Source organism: Geomonas terrae (assembly GCF_004791675.1).
GTDB lineage: Bacteria > Desulfobacterota > Desulfuromonadia > Geobacterales > Geobacteraceae > Geomonas > Geomonas edaphica.
This window is the reverse complement of record NZ_SRSC01000001.1, coordinates 289,707-304,961: the sequence shown is the minus strand read 5'-3', so window position 1 is coordinate 304,961 and position 15,255 is coordinate 289,707. Positions and strand designations below refer to the sequence as shown.

Annotated in this window: 12 protein-coding genes and 1 riboswitch; of the genes, 6 read left to right on the top strand and 6 right to left on the bottom strand. The window is 58.5% G+C overall.

Translation table 11 applies throughout. The features are described from left to right. Positions 1-51 precede the first annotated feature (51 nt). Positions 52-918, top strand: a complete 867-nt coding sequence (locus E4633_RS01335) for a protein phosphatase 2C domain-containing protein (protein ID WP_135868477.1) — start codon at positions 52-54, stop codon at positions 916-918. Here the strand turns inward: E4633_RS01335 and E4633_RS01330 are convergent. Beyond that, positions 908-2,134, bottom strand: a complete 1,227-nt coding sequence (locus E4633_RS01330) for a glycosyltransferase family 4 protein (protein ID WP_135868476.1) — start codon at positions 2,132-2,134, stop codon at positions 908-910. The two genes, E4633_RS01335 and E4633_RS01330, sit on opposite strands and share 11 nt — an antisense overlap. Positions 2,135-3,264: 1,130 nt before the next feature. Continuing rightward, positions 3,265-3,341, top strand: a riboswitch (cyclic di-GMP riboswitch). Between the two features lie 134 nt (positions 3,342-3,475). Between E4633_RS01330 and E4633_RS01325 the strand changes: the two genes are divergently transcribed. The 4 genes from E4633_RS01325 (at position 3,476) to E4633_RS01310 (ending at position 11,325) form a co-directional block, all read left to right on the top strand. Further along, complete coding sequence (locus tag E4633_RS01325) at positions 3,476-4,708, top strand: DUF4388 domain-containing protein (protein WP_135868475.1); 1,233 nt, start codon at positions 3,476-3,478, stop codon at positions 4,706-4,708. 77 nt (positions 4,709-4,785) lie between these two features. Further along, positions 4,786-5,595: a DUF2459 domain-containing protein gene (locus E4633_RS01320; protein WP_198419370.1), complete on the top strand. Its 810-nt coding sequence runs from the start codon at positions 4,786-4,788 to the stop codon at positions 5,593-5,595. A gap of 207 nt (positions 5,596-5,802) precedes the next feature. Beyond that, positions 5,803-8,076 (top strand): tetratricopeptide repeat protein, encoded by a 2,274-nt coding sequence (locus tag E4633_RS01315; protein WP_162604921.1) that lies wholly within the window; start codon positions 5,803-5,805, stop codon positions 8,074-8,076. Between the two features lie 234 nt (positions 8,077-8,310). Then, positions 8,311-11,325 (top strand): response regulator, encoded by a 3,015-nt coding sequence (locus tag E4633_RS01310; RefSeq protein ID WP_135868473.1) that lies wholly within the window; start codon positions 8,311-8,313, stop codon positions 11,323-11,325. Positions 11,326-11,349: 24 nt separating this feature from the next. Here the strand turns inward: E4633_RS01310 and E4633_RS01305 are convergent, their stop codons facing one another. The 5 genes from E4633_RS01305 to E4633_RS20400 form a co-directional block, all read right to left on the bottom strand. Then, positions 11,350-11,970: a class I SAM-dependent methyltransferase gene (locus E4633_RS01305; RefSeq protein ID WP_135868472.1), complete on the bottom strand. Its 621-nt coding sequence runs from the start codon at positions 11,968-11,970 to the stop codon at positions 11,350-11,352. A gap of 80 nt (positions 11,971-12,050) precedes the next feature. Then, complete coding sequence (locus E4633_RS01300; protein WP_135868471.1) at positions 12,051-12,971, bottom strand: AEC family transporter; 921 nt, start codon at positions 12,969-12,971, stop codon at positions 12,051-12,053. A 72-nt stretch (positions 12,972-13,043) separates the two neighbouring features. Beyond that, entirely contained in the window at positions 13,044-13,940 is an 897-nt protein-coding gene (locus E4633_RS01295; RefSeq protein WP_135868470.1) for a LysR family transcriptional regulator, read from the bottom strand. Positions 13,941-13,962: 22 nt separating this feature from the next. Beyond that, entirely contained in the window at positions 13,963-14,547 is a 585-nt protein-coding gene (locus E4633_RS20480) for a helix-turn-helix domain-containing protein (RefSeq protein WP_198419369.1), read from the bottom strand. Positions 14,548-14,602: 55 nt separating this feature from the next. Then, positions 14,603-14,779 (bottom strand): hypothetical protein, encoded by a 177-nt coding sequence (locus E4633_RS20400; RefSeq protein WP_162604912.1) that lies wholly within the window; start codon positions 14,777-14,779, stop codon positions 14,603-14,605. Between the two features lie 265 nt (positions 14,780-15,044). Between E4633_RS20400 and E4633_RS20475 the strand changes: the two genes are divergently transcribed. Continuing rightward, positions 15,045-15,212 carry a hypothetical protein gene (locus tag E4633_RS20475; protein WP_198419368.1) on the top strand — a complete coding sequence of 56 codons (168 nt, stop codon included), beginning with the start codon at positions 15,045-15,047 and terminating at the stop codon, positions 15,210-15,212. Positions 15,213-15,255 lie beyond the last annotated feature (43 nt).

The window sequence follows — 15,255 nt, the reverse complement described above, 5'->3', positions numbered from 1 at the left end:
ACGCTCGATGTTGATTTATAGTGCTCGCACTAATAACGAAGGAAAGCCTCGATGTACACTGCTACCGATCTCCGCGTACCGTACCCTTATGACGATTATTTCAGCTGGCCCGCCGAAACGCTTTTGCAAAAGGGCAGTGGCGCGGTTAACGAGGATGTGCTGCTGTGCGAGGGCAACCTTTTTGGCGTGTTTGACGGCGCTAGCAGCCTGGGAAGAGACCATCTCCCGCCGGGGACCACAGGCGGGCTTCTCGCTGCCCGGATAGCCGCGGACGCTTTCCGGACCGGCGGCAGCGACCTCTGCCGTTCAGCCGATCTCGCCAATCGCCAGATCAATGCTGCTGCCAGTGTACACGGCATTACTGAGGGTGAACGGCACCTCCTCTGGTCGACCAGCGCAGCCGTGGTGTGCGTTGCAGAGGACTATGCCGATTACTGCCAAATCGGCGACAGTCTCATTCTGCTAGTCATGGAAGATGGACAGTATAGGCTTCTGACGCCTGACACCGATCATGACCTCGAGACGCTCATGCAGTGGAAGCATCTGCCGTGGTCTTCCGGCCTCACCATTGGTACTGAGTTGGCCGAGCAGATTAAAAAGGTGCGGTTGCAGATGAACAGGGCGTACGGGGTGTTAAACGGCGAGTCGACCGCCCTCGATTTTATTAACTGTGGCCGTGTGGCGCTTGATGGTGTGGCAAGTATCCTGCTTTTCACCGATGGTCTCTTTCTTCCCAAAGAAAATCCGGAAGAGAAAAGTGACTGGTCGCGCTTCGTCGCCTGCTATCAACGAGGCGGCCTGCAAGAGATTTGCGACCAGGTCCGGGCGTTGCAGCAGGATGACCCATTCTGCCGTGTTTACCCGCGCTTCAAGCTCCACGACGATATCGCCGCCATTGCCATTAACGTCAAGCACTGAGAGCCTGGCGATAGTTTGTCATCACCCTTGAAAAGACCATCTCCCAGGTGTGGAATGCCTTGAGCTCGCCAGCTTCGGATGCGGCGGGCGCTGGGGGGATCCGTGCCAGATTGACCATGTGCCGTATCGCCTCGGCAAGTTGTGCTTCGAGGCTGTGCCAATGCTCGGGAGACGGCCGATCCACCGTCTGCAGGGGGGGCAGGTTGACGAACTGGACCAGATCGGGCCGCACATTTTTCAGCAGTTCGTGGCTGCCCGGCAACTTGGTGGTGATGATCCGGCAGCCCGACGCAAGGGCTTCGAGCAGCACCAGGGGCAGGCCTTCGTAAAAAGATGGCAGGATAAAGATATGGGCGTTTCGCATCAGGGCTGCGAGCTGCGGCTGCGACAGGTTGCCGTGAAACGTAACCTGGATAGCCAACTCTTCGGCAAGGGCCCGGCAGACTTCGGCCTCATGTCCCCCCCCCGAACCAGCGAGGTGCAAGTGCACCGGCAGCGCGGCCACCTGCCGACAGGCACGCAATAACCAATCAACACCTTTGGCAAAGCTCAGTTTCCCGGCATACAGCAGCTGTATCGGCAGGGCTTCCTTCGGTCCCCAGTTGAATATCTCCTGATTGAAGCCAGCGCCGACGATATCAATCCGGTGATCGTCAACCTGATACAGACTCTGTATCATCTGGCTCTGGTCCTTGCTGAGCGCAAGAATCCTCTCAATCTTCCTGCAATCCTCATAAACCTGCGGCCGCAGGTGCTCACATTCAATGAACTGCCGAAGATCGGTGGAGTGGCAGGATGTCACCATAGGGATATCCGGCAGGATTCTACGGGTGATTGCCGTCACCAGCCAGAGATGGTGGCTGTGAATGACGTCCGGCGAAAATTCCCTGGCAGCCTGCAGTATTTTCCCGGTAAAAGCCTGTTGGTAGGCCAGGAGCTGTTCTTCGGTGAGCTTACCGAAAACCGTGCTCGGGTAAGGCATGACGTCGCTCATGCCGGGTATGGGGAAGGCCAGATCAGGGCCATCAAAGAGCACAAAGCGGCATCTGTCCCTGTCGATACAATCGAGAACCGGGATGTCGCCGGCGGGAACGCCGCAAACCAGATAATTCTCATGCCCCTGCGCCGCACTCAGCCGCAGCATGTTCTGCACGAAAAAACCACTGCCGGTGGCGTCTGGACGCTGACTCAGTATGTGCAGAATCTTTAGGGGCAAGGGGAAGACCCTCCGTAATTAATATCATGCGGAAAACCGGCTCGAGAGATGCACTGGGTTCCGGTCAGAGTAGTCTCTTTTTTGAGCTCGTTTAATTGCTTTGTAGCAAGTAGCAAATCTTACCGTGCTCATCGTCAGAACCAGTAACGTAAGAGCTGCTTTCCGAAAAGAATCATCATCCCCTACTTTTGATTGACTCAAGAGGCGATTTCATCTTTGGTCAAATGTGGCTGATTCCGTATCAACAGTTACGGGATATATCCCAAACACGCAATAAGTCAAAATTAAAAAATCAAAAGAATAAGGTGCTTGGCCCTACTGAAGGGCCACCCGGCCCACTTGTTTGCCTCTCCTGTCCCGAATGCGACCTCTTGGATTGACTTATGGTTCTTACCAAGTCGTCGATCGTTCTTCGTCGTCAATCGTCTACCTGTTGTGGAAGAAGTGAGTAAGAAGGCTGGGCAAGGAGGACCAGGAGGGAGAACCGTCGAACGGCGCCATCTGCTGTCTGAGTAAATGCCATGTTTTCGCGGGGGGCAGGTCATATAAAAGTCGTGCATCGCGATGAACGTGTCATCAATCGCGGTATTCGTGTCATCCATCGCGACGGATGATTAATATACCGGGGTGTATGACTTTTCCATCGTGGTGCACGTGTTATCAACCGTGGTATTCGTGTCATCCATCGCGATAGATGATTAATCTGCCGCGATGGATGACTTTTCTATCGCGGTGTATGATTAATCTACCGCAGTGCATGACTTATCCTTCGTAATGTATGATTAATCTACCGCGGTATACGACTTTTCTGCCGCGGTGCACGTGTTATCAATCGCGATATTCGTGTTACCCATCGCGATGGATCATTAATATACCGGCGTGTATGACTTTTCCATCGCTATGGATGATTCATCTGACGCAGTGCACCACTTCTCCACCGTAAAGGATCATTCTTTGGGCGCGCTGGGCCGTGGAGAGAGAGGCCGCTGCGGAATTTCCTGTGCATCAGAATGGTGAAAAGGTAAAGAACATACTTTGGGCTTCTTGGTCAAAGGTTCTCATCGTTTACTCTTGACGCGGCAGGCTGCTTGGGCTATCGTGCGCCCCAAGCCAATACAATTAAAGCCGGATAACGACAATACTAAACCATCCGCGAGGATGGGACGGAAAGCCTACTGGGTCTCATAGAGACAGCCGGGTCGCCGAAATATCTCAAGATATTCTGGCCCCGGCTTTTTTTATGGAGCAATTCCCGATGCGAAGGGGGCTGATGCCGTTCTCGGCTCCATCTGACTCCCCCTTTCTCGCATTACCTAATCCTTCATATGAGAGGCTAAAACCATGAGTCTTGTTGGCAACATCGACGATCTGGGACTCGGTGAGATCATGCAGATCGTCAGCTTGAGCCGAAAGTCCGGCGTGCTGTCACTGAAAAGTCTGGGGCGCGAGGCCAGCATCATTTTCCAGAATGGCTACGTCACCAGGGCGAGTTCAACCGTCTTTAGACAGAACATGGGCGAGCTGCTGATACGTAAGGGCGTCATCGACCGAAGCACCCTGAACCTCGCTCTGAGCGCACAGGCGGACGAAGGGTACCGGCGGCTTCTTGGCACCATCATGGTCGAGCGCTTCGGGGTCAGCGCCGACGCGATCGAGAACGTGGTGCGCGACCAGATCGAGAAGGTGGTCTATTCCCTCTTTACCTGGACCAAGGGAACTTTCGAGTTCGAGATGCAGGAGGTGACGGAAGGAGTCGCCGTAAAGCTGGACCCGGGGCAGTTTCTGCTGTTGCAGGGGCTCAATCCGCAGTTTCTTGCCATGGAGGGTTCGCGGATCCTCGACGAAAAAAGGCACCGCGGCGAACTGGTTGAAGAGCGGGAGGACCCTGCCGCCCCAAAGGTTTATGGCAATCCCCACGTGGAGTCCTCAGCTATCCCGGCAACACCGGAACCGCCGCCTCTGACCTTGGAAGAAGGAGCACCTCCACCGGAGATAGTCGAGATAACCGCCTGGCTCGTGATGGCGGTCGGTGCGGCAGCTCTTCTCTACGGAATCACCGGGCTCATGAAGTACTACGGTACCGATTGGCAGGCGGTACTGTCGGAGCCGTACCTGGTCCCGGTGTCGAAGCTGTCCGTGTTCTTTGATCTGGGGTTCATCCCATGGACCGTCACCGTCGCAGGAATCCATCTGCTCTGGGCTGCCTACCAGTTCTGGAAGCTCAGGAAGGGAGGCTTGCGTCGGCTGGTCGAAGGGGCCTGGTCCGGTATCACGGTCGCGGTAATCTACGAAGTCGTTCAGTTCCTCCAGTGGGTGAAACTCGCTTCCAGTCACGCAGCCCTCTCCTATTACACCGTCGGCGTCGTCGGTCTCATCTTCGGGACCGCCCTGTTGTCTGCGCCCTTTGCCGGGCTCCTGCTCTGCCTAAGGAGCGAGTGGATGCTGCGCGAGCTGAGAAAGGTTTACCTGATACCTGTAGCGGCAACCAATCGGAGGGTAGGGCAGAACAGGAACTTCTTTAGATCGATCACGCAACTGCGACATGAGGCCTTCAAGAAAGCCGGGTTGCGGTGATGGTGGCGTGTCTGCTTTGACGGATGGGGGTGGCTTGGTAAGATCTCCGGGGCTGCAGGAAACTCCGGGAGGTCCACATGGAAAAGCGAGGGGCCATGCAAACGGTGCTTGCCAGGCTGCGGGCGGCGTGGGGACGGAAATGGCTGATCGTGCTGCTTCTTCCGCTTGTGGCGGCGCTCGCCGGGTGCGCCTCCGGCAAGAAATGGGACTACCTGCCTGCGACGCGGGGTGAGGAACGCTCGATATACGTGATAGCACACGGATGGCACGCCGGGATCGCTCTATCGAGCGAGGACCTGGGGGACGAGCTGGGGTTCTTGAGGGAACACCTTCGGCCGGGGCGCTACTACGAGTTCGGCTGGGGAGAGGCGGACTTCTACCAAGCCGACAAGGTGACGCCGGCCATCTTCTTGAAGGCGGTCTTCTGGAGAAATCCGAGCGTCATGCACGTCTTCTCCATGCCGGCCGCCCCGCCGGAGCAGTACCGAGGAGGCGAAGTGGTCGAGCTCAAGCTTTCGGAAGCCGGCTTGAAACACCTGAAAGATAAGTTGCGGGCCAGTTTCCAATTCGACGCGGCAGGTCGCCCCTACCCCCTGAAGGGTGGACCGCGCGGCGAAGACAGGTTCTTCAAGGCGGAAGGGTATTACCTCATCACCCATACCTGCAACACCTGGACGGCCAAGGTACTGGAAAGCGGGGGGGTACCCGTGGACACCGTCTTCACCCTGCGTTCGGCGAGCGTGATGAGGCAGGTAAAAAAAGCCAGTGAGGAGTATCGGAGGTTGCGCCCCTCCGGCCCAGCGGAGTCGCCATCCACGCGCAGTCCTCGCTCTGACCGGAGACCGGAGCCCTTACCTCAGGCGATGGTTTCTCCCTCCCTCTTGTGAACAGCCCGCATCTCTTCAGTGACGGGCGGATCATATGTCGCCCCTCACCTCAGCTCATAGCGCAAATTTAATTTACACTTAATCACATTTACCATATGTTTGGGTGCCTGCTGAGGGCGCCCCATGCCGGGAACTCTTATCCGCTCGGGGGAAAAGATCGTGTGGTCCGTACGGGAGATGGTCGGACTGCGAGCGAAGAGGGATGGCATGAAACGATCGTCGGTCTTGAAAGAAGAAAACATTACTTCTGCTTCCGCATCGCAAGGCCTGGCGCAGTCGCGCCTGGGGCATCTGCTGTTGCTGGCGCTTATGGCCTGTCTCGCCTACGCCAACACCTTCCATGGTCCCTTCGTTTTCGACGACGAATCCTCCATCGTCAACAACCCGGTCGTGAAGGACCTCGACAAATTCCTCTCCGGCGCCGGCTACGCCTACAATCCAAGGCGCTTTTTCGGCTACCTCTCCTTCGCTTTAAACTACGCGTTCGGCGGGCTCGATACCACCGGCTATCATGCGGTAAATCTCGTCGTCCACATCCTCAACGGCTGGGCGGTTTACTTCCTGGCTTTCATTACCCTGCGCACCCCTTTCTTCGCTAAGCGCCGCATCGCACCCTTTTTCGCACTCTGGTTCCCCTTTCTGAGCGCGCTTTTGTTCCTTGTTCATCCGGTACAGACGCAGGCGGTGACTTACATCGTCCAGAGACTCGCCTCCCTTGCCACCCTTTTTTACCTGTCGGCGCTTATCTGCTACGGTCGCGCCCGGCTGCTATGGGAGGATAGGCCCGGCTTGCGGGTGGGGACGGTCGCTTTTTCAGTGACGGCCATACTTTTTGCCGTGCTCGCCATGCGGACAAAGGAGATCGCCGTGACGCTGCCACTCGTGGCGCTGGCCTACGAGGTCTCTTTTTTCGGCACTTTGAGCCGCAAAAAAATCATGTCCCTCGCGGCGGTGATGCTCCCCTTGCTAGCCGTCGTCCCGATCGGCATGCTTGGTAGCGGGAAACCTCTGGGAGAGATTCTCTCGGACGTGAGCGAAATGACCCGACAGTCCCAGGTGATTACCAGGGGCGATTACCTGCTCACCCAATTCCGCGTCATCGTCACCTACCTGAGGCTGCTGGTTCTCCCGGTTCGGCAGAACCTGGACTACGATTACCCGGTCCGACACTCCCTGCTTGCGCCAGACGTATTTCTTTCCCTTCTGCTTCTTTGCGCCCTCATCGCCGGGGCGGTCTGGCTCTATGTGCTCCCCATACGCCGCGAGGTTTCCGCCGCTGACTCTTCGGCGCTCCCCTGGAGCCGTCCGGCCGCCTTCGGCATCCTCTGGTTTTTCATCACCTTGAGCGTCGAATCAAGCGTCATACCCATCTCGGATGTCATATTCGAGCATCGCCTCTATCTCCCTTCCGTGGGCGCCTTCTTCACCATCGCCTCACTGCTGCCGCTGCTTTTGCCGAAAGCCTCCTCCAGATGGTGCGTGGCAGGCACTGCGGTAGTGTCCGTGGCCTTGACCGTTGCTACCTTGCAGCGAAACGTTGTCTGGGGTGACGCGGTTTCCCTTTGGAGCGACGCCGTGGCCAAGTCGCCTGGCAAGTTCCGTCCCCATAACAACCTGGGCAATGCGTTCAACGCGCAGGGGAAGTATGACGAGGCGCTGGAGCAGTACCAAGCCGCGATCAAAGCCCGTCCGGACTTCGCGGAGCTCCACAACAACATCGGCACGGCCTTTTTGAAAAAGGGGATGCTGGGGCAGGCCGAGGCTGCGTATCGTGAAGCGCTGCGTCTGGATCCCGCATATATCGACGCCACCTTGAACCTGGGCTTCGTTTTCGAACAAAAGGGGGACGTGGAAGGGGCCTCTGTTTTGTACCGGAAGGTCTTGGAGAGTAACCACGATCATGCCGCCGCCCACAACAATCTCGGCGTCACGCTGGTTAAACGGGGGGCGTTGGAACAGGGCGCCGCGGAGTTTCAGGCATCGATCGGCTGCAACCCGGACTACTTCGACGCCTATATAAACCTCGGAGAAACCTATCTTAAACTCGGGCGGGAGGCAGAGGCCAACCAGCAGTTCCGTGCTGTTTTGAATCGTAACCCCGGCAATGCCCGGGCCCATTACAACCTCGGGGTGCTTGCCGATTTAGGAGAAAACGCCGACGAGGCAATACGGTGCTACCAGAGAGCACTCGATTTGAGGCCGGACTACGCCGAGGCTGCCGGCAATCTCGGGATCGATTACGGCATGAAGGGGATGCTGGACCAGGCCATCGACTCTTTTACCTTGGCCGTTCGCATCAACCGTTACGACGCGGACTACCACTACAACCTGGCCGAGGCCTATGCGATGAAAGGTTGGATGGACAAGGCGAGGGAGGAGAAGGGCATCGCGCAGAAATTGGAAGCGGGCGGTGTCAGGTTGGTTGCAAAGGCAGGATTCCCCGCCGGCAAGTCCAGTCCCTCACGCGCGGTTACCAGATAAAAAGCCCCCCCCCTTAATCTTCGGCTGCACTTCAAGTCTTTCGTGGAGACTTGGCCACTGGCAAACCCAACTTGCACAGCAGGCACAACGTCTCTCATTACTAAAAAACGTGACGATGTGACAACTGGCAGTTCTGTATTCGGATTGTCACGTTCAGGGTCGAGTCGATTTCTGCTAAGCTAACACAGCATTTTGCCGATGTTTCGGTAACAACTGTGCGCCGAGAGATGTCACATGACTCGTTCTTCCACACTTTCCACCCGTTTCCTGCTGCTGCTTATCACCTTCGTCGTTGCCCTGCCGGCTGCGGGCGTCATCATTTACTCCGGGATACAGTTCCGCAACGCCATGATAGACGACGCCGGGAAGGAGACGCTGCGTGTTACCGAAAGGATCGGTGCCGAACAGCGCAACCTCATGGTGGCGGCTGAGCAACTCATGACCTCGCTGGCGCAACTCCCCGAGGTAAAGGCGCGTGACGCGGCTCGGGTCGAGCCGATCCTAAAAGAGCTGCGCAAGTTGAACCCGATGTACGGCAACATCATCGTTGCGGATCGGCAGGGACGGGTCTGGGCAACCGCCATGCCGATGCGCCAGCAACTGATCACCTCAGACCGCCGCTTTTTCAAAGCCGCCTTGGCCAGTGGCAGACTTTCCTCGGGCGAGTACGTGGTAAGCAGGATCACGACGAGGCCCATCTTCAACCTCGGCTACCCGCTCAAGGACGAGAAAGGGGCCGTGGTCGGCGTCATCAGCGTTACCCTCAATATCGAGAACTACCGGTCCCTGCTGCAGCAGATGCACCTGCCGGTAGGGACCAGCTTCGTGATACTGGACCACAAGGGGGTCATCCTCGCCAGGGGGATAGACCCGGAACACTACCTCGGCAAACACTACCCCGCAGATGCCTTCAAGAAACTCCAGGAGGGCCCCGACCGTGGGACCCACATCAGAGGCGGGCTCCAGGGGGACAAGCGCATCATCTCCTACCTCAAGCTTTGGCTTCCCGGCGAAAACACCCCTTACATGTACGTCACCGCCGGAATACCGATCGAGGCCGCCACGCGCAACGCAGACCGCTCGCTTGCCTACAGCATGACTTTGCTGTCGTCGTTTCTGCTCTTAGCGTGCCTTGCGGCCATCTTCATCGGCAAGCGCTGTCTGGGCGACCGCATCAAGATCCTCGAGGAAGCCTCCAGGCGGCTGGCCGATGGGGAGACGGGTATGAAGGTATCCGACCTGGTGCATGGGGGTGAGCTTGGGGGGCTCGCCCGCACCTTCGACGCCATGGCGGAACAGCTGCGTGCCAGGGAGGACGCGCTCGCGCGCAGCGAGACCTTCAAGAACACCATCATCGAGACCGAACCCGAATGCGTCAAGTTGCTCGACTCCGAGGGGCGCCTGCAGATGATGAACCGCGCGGGGCTGAACATGATCGATGCCGACTCCTTAGCGCAGGTAGAGGGACAGTGCGTCTTTGACCTGATCACCCCCGAGTTCAAGGAAGCTTTCAAGGAACTGACCCGTAGCGTGTTCCGCGGCATCCCTGGCAACCTGGTATTTCAGACCTCGGGGCTCAAGGGAAGGCGCGTCTGGCTCGACACCCATGCGGTCCCCTTCCGCAACGATCGCGGAGAGATCGTATCGCTGCTCGGCATCACAAGGGACATCACCGAGCAGATGAAGAGCGAGGAGCAGCGTCAGGAGACGTTACTGCTTTTCGAATCGCTCCTGCAGTACTCGCCCATGGGCATCCGCATCTTTGACGGTGAATCAGGCAAATGTATCCTGCTGAACCAGGCGACTGCGGACATCGCGGGTGGGGATGTGGAGCAGATGCAGCAGCAGAACTTCCGCTTATTGCAGTCCTGGCGGGAAAGCGGTCTGTTGGAGGCGGCTGAAACGGTTCTCGGCGACGGCATCGCGCGTGTTCACGAGGTAGAGCTGCATACGAGCTTCGGCAAGGACATCGCCATGTCGTACGTGCTTTCCCGGCTCATGATCAAGGGCAAGAAGCATCTCCTCGTGGTAGGGCGCGATGTGACCGATGAAAGGCGGCTGACCGAGGACAAGAAAAGGATGGAAGCCCAGATGCTGCACGTCCAGAAACTGGAGAGCCTGGGCGTTTTGGCGGGGGGGATCGCCCACGATTTCAACAACATCCTGATGGCGATCATGGGGAACGCGGAACTGGCTCTGCTCAGGCTCACGCAGGAATCTCCCGTACGCGGGAACCTGCAGAACATAGAAAAATCGTCGCAACGGGCGGCCGACCTGGCCCAGCAGATGCTGGCTTATTCCGGCAAGGGGAGCTTTCTCATCGAGGAGGTCAACGTCAACGCTCTCGTCGAGGAAATGAGGCACATGCTGGATGTCTCCATTTCTAAGAAGGTGGAGATGCACCTTGAGCTTGCCGAGGATCTCCCCCTGGTGGAAGTCGATGCGACGCAGATCCGCCAGGTGGTCATGAACCTTGTCATCAACGCCTCCGAAGCGATCGGCGACAAAAACGGCGTCATCTCGATCAAGACCGGCGCGCGGCGGTGCGACGCCGTAACGCTCTCGCAGCTGTGGCTAAACGACAGACTCCAGGAGGGGCTGTACGTCTACCTCGAGGTTTCCGACAACGGGTGCGGCATGGCCCCCGAAACCGTTGCGAAGATATTCGATCCCTTTTTCACCACCAAGTTCACCGGGCGCGGCCTCGGAATGGCGGCTGTCCTCGGCATCGTGCGTGGGCATAACGGTACCATAGAGGTCCGCAGCAAGCCGGGCGAAGGGTCAAGCTTCACCGTCTTCATCCCGGCCGTCTCGGGAGATGCGCGGCCGCAGCCGCAAGCGCAGGAAGCACTCCCTGCGCCGACCGGCACCGGGACCGTTCTTTTAGTAGATGACGAGGAGACCATCCGCAGTCTCGGGACGGAGATGCTGGAAACCCTGGGCTACCAGGTGTTGACTGCGGAGGACGGGGCTGCCGCCATAGAAATCTTCCAGCGGCAAAAGGACGACATCACGTGCGTCATCCTTGACCTCACCATGCCGCATATGGACGGGGAGCAGGCGCTGCGCGTGCTGCGCTCCCTTGATCCGGGGGTGCAGGTCCTCTTGTCCAGCGGCTTCAGCGAACAGGAAATCACCCAGAGGTTCACCGGGTGGGGCCTGACGGGATTCATCCAGAAGCCGTACCGCCTAACCGATCTGAGCCGAAAGCTCCAGTTGGTTCACAAAAAGCTGAGAGCGGAGAACTGAGACAGGCGGTTCCCCTTGCTTTGTTCAGCGCTTAGCGGCGCTGCCGCGATAGGTGTACCCTGCAATCCTTGGCACGCCACCCATATAATCCTCGTCCATCTCCAGGATGCTGAAGCCGCCGGTCTCAAGAAGCGTCGGGATGGGGCGGTCCAGGTGGCATCCACCGGCCGCGTGTTTCCACCATGGTGTGATCCGCTTCTGCCACTTAAGGATCGATGCGTCCGGTGCCGCGCCGTGTTCGCAGAACAATAGCCTACCCTGCACCTTGAGCACGCGCCGCATTTCGGCCAATGCTCCCCGCCAGTCTGCGATACTGCACAGGGTGAACGTGAGCAGTACCGTGTCTACTGTCGCGTCGCCAAGCGGGATCCGCGCCGCCGGCAGATCCAGCCATTCCACCTGAATTCCGCTGCGCTTAACGTTTTCCGCCGCCACCCTGCGCATCCCCGGGGACGGCTCCAGACCCCAGACGCGGGTGACCTTATCCTTGTCGTAAAACCGCAGGTTCAGCGCCGTTCCCATCCCCACTTCCAGGACGTTGCCTTGCGCCTGAGGGACGATCAGCGCCCGCTGACGTGCCAGCGGCTTCATGCCGCAGACGCAGTTGGTGAGGTGTGGCAGGCAGTGCTCATTGTATATGTCCATCTTGATCACCCCATGGCTGCATAACCTGAAAGCATCTCGTATGGCAACACATTTGTTTGTTCTTCAAGAGAGGTGTCTGGCTAGACCAGTATCCAGATGGTGAGCGGGAGCGTCAGGAAGGAGAGGCAGGTCTGGGCGGTGATGATGGCCGCCATGCTGTCATGGTCGCCTCCCATCTGCCGCGAGAGTATGTAGGAGGCCGGTGAGGTGGGGACGCTGAAAAGAAGCAGCACGACCCCTGCGGCGGTGCCGGACAGGCCGGTCGCCGAGGCGAGCTGCCAGGCGACCAACGGCTTGCAAAGGAACTGGATGGTGCAGCTTGCGACGAGCGGCTGCCAGTGCAACGCGAGGTTCCCGGCGCGGTAGGCGGCGCCTACGGCCATGAGCCCGAGCGGGAAGGCCGCCTTTCCGGCCAAAAGAAGGGTCCCGTCCAGCGCGGCGGGAAGCTTGAGTCCGGTGGCGTTGAGGGCAATACCTGCCACGCATGCGATGATGAGGGGATTGCGTGTCAGATCCCGTACGAGCCGCTTGAAATCGATGCCGGCACTGTTGCCGACGGTGAGCGAGAAGGCCGAGACGCAGAGCACGTTGATGAGCACGATCATGAAGCCGGCGCCGAGGGCCGCGAGGAATAGACCGTCCTTGCCGAACAGGCTCTCGGCGAGTGCCAGGGCGACGAAGGTGTTGAAACGCACCCCTCCCTGGAAAAGCGATGTGAAGACGCCACCTCCCATGCGCCGGTTGGCGGCTCCCCAGATAACGACCAGCAGGGCACTGGCGACGATGACCCCCTCGACGGTGAGCAGGATGTTGAGCCAGGGGAGCGTCCCGATCTTCTTACCCGCGAGGCTGTGGATGAGCGCGGCCGGCATGAGCAGGAAGTAGGTGAGCCTTTCTGCGGAGGGCCAGAACGAGGAGGGTAGAAACCCGCTGCGCCTGATCAGGAAGCCGACGAGGATCAGCGAGAGAACCGGTGTGAGGGCGGTGATGATGGTTGCCATGCTACTCTCCTTTACTTCGGTGAGGTGAGAGTAACATGGGGGACAGTTTGGCAAAAGTTGATAATTCTTGCGTTAAACTTGAGTATTTCTTGAGGGTCGGCACTCCGTTGCGAGTTCGTCCAGCACCAGTTGTGTGAGCGCCAGACGCGGGTGACGTAGTTTCTGGTACATCCCGACCCGCCTGGTCAACTGCGGGGTTCCGAACGGGGCGAGGCTGAAATGCCCCTGTGCCGTCTCGAGGCGCCGCCGGTTCAACGGCACGACGGCGATGCCGAGCCCCTGTTCCACGAGGCTGATCGCCGCCTCCAGGGAGTCGAACTCCATCACCTCGCGCGGTTTTATCCCTTGCGCCAGCAACTGGGCATCGACGAGGGCCCCGGCCCATGCGGTCTTGTCGAAGCGGACGAAGGGGTAGGTCTCGAAGAGTTCCTGTACCGTGGCGGCGGCAGCTCCCTGCGGGGCGACCACGAAGAAGGGCTCCTCGTCGTACGCCTGCCACCGGCAGTGCGGCGGGATGGCGAAGGGGGGCTCGGTGGTGAGCGCCGCGTCGAGATCCCCCTCTTCGACCTGGCGCACGAGCTCTGCCGACAGGCTCGAGACCAGGCGCACCTGCATCTCCTCGTGCGTTTTGCGCAGCCGCCCGAGTACCGCCGGGAGGGGACCCGTGAGCACGGTGGGGACCGCCCCCAGCGTCAGCACCCCCTTGATAGCGCCCGAGGGCGCGAGGTCCGCCTTGATCCCGTCGTAGATGTCGAGCATCTCGCGGACGCGCTCCACGACCAGTTTGCCGTTCATGTTGAGTTTGGGGCTGCGTCCGGTCCGTTCGAAGAGCTGCACGCCGAATTCCTCCTCCAGGTTCCTGATCTGGAGGCTTACGGCGGACTGGGTTAACCCCATCTGTTCCGCGGCGGCGGCGAAACTCCCTTTGCCGGCGACCGCTGCAAGGATGCGAAGACTGCGCAAGGACATTTATAACTCCAAAAAAGATGGTTCAAAGATGCAGTTGTTCCAATGTGATCCCCAGAGCAGCGGCTATCTTTCTAAGGGTTGCCAGCCGTGGGCGTGCGGTAGAATGCTCGAACTTCGCAACCGCGGCTTGCGAGACATTCAGTCGCTTTGCGAGGTCCTCCTGTTTCAGGCCCAGTTCTTCCCGCCAGGCCCTTATCAGAGACATGTCGTGCAGCACGTGAGCTTCGACAACGGACTGGGGGATGCCTAAGCCCTGGGCTTTTTCAGCCTCCAACATAGGGCGAATGCGCTGGAACTCTTCCCATGGCACCAGCACGAAAGCTGGTTGGCCTCCATGCTCTATGATTTGATATTCAGTAGGTTCGCTCATCGCGTTTTTGATCTCCTCTATACTGACGATGCCGATTTCCTCCTGCACGTTAAGTAGCACGCGCCAGTCTCCCACCCGCATCCTGTGCGTGTACTTGTGACCGGCAAGTTGCTTGACGTTTTGACAGGAAGAAAGATCTACGAGACTCCGGGCAGCCAAGACTATCCTCTGCTGCACGGAGCGGTCGCCGATCTTTTTGAGCTGTTTAACAGCCTTTGGTTGCCAGACAACTTCCATTATTATAACCTGATATAACCTTTAATCAATGGGAAATTTGGCCGCCGCTCAACGATCAACGAACCCCGACCCTGTAGATGGTCCCGCTGTCGTAATCGGCGAGGTAGAGCTCACCGTCCTCGCCGACGGTCGAGTTGGCGTAAGGCGTGTCGGGGGTGCAAGCGGGAGAGGGTAGGGGGGCAAGGGTGAAGCAGACGAGGAAGCGGATGGCGTGGTTCTTCCAACTGAGCATGGGGTACCTCCGGCGTAATCTGCGTGAAGGGCATGAAAACTGGCACATTATATCGGCGCGACCTTGGTTGTCCATGCGTAGCGCAGGAGCGCAGGGGCGCAGGGGCGCAGGGGGGCGGCTCATGAACTACATTTGAATTGATAAAGGTTGGGGGCGCATGTTATGCTGCGTTGCCTAAAACTCATTGGAACGGGGAGTGGTATCATCCCTGGACCGGTGCGGGAATCTTGAATATGTCTTGGAAGAGTTTGAATGGGAGGGAGCTATGTCCACACCGCTCATCGCAGTAGCGGCTATCCTGGCTGTCTTTGCTCTGGTACTGATTCCGTTGATGATGATGAAGGGTGGCGAGGAAGAGAGCCACGCCCAGCAACAAGACCATCCCGCCCATCAAGGAAGAAGATTCACGAAGAAAAAGAAGAAGAGGAAGTAGGATTGGGGCGGAGTGACGCCCCTCTCCCATAGGGAGAGGGGAT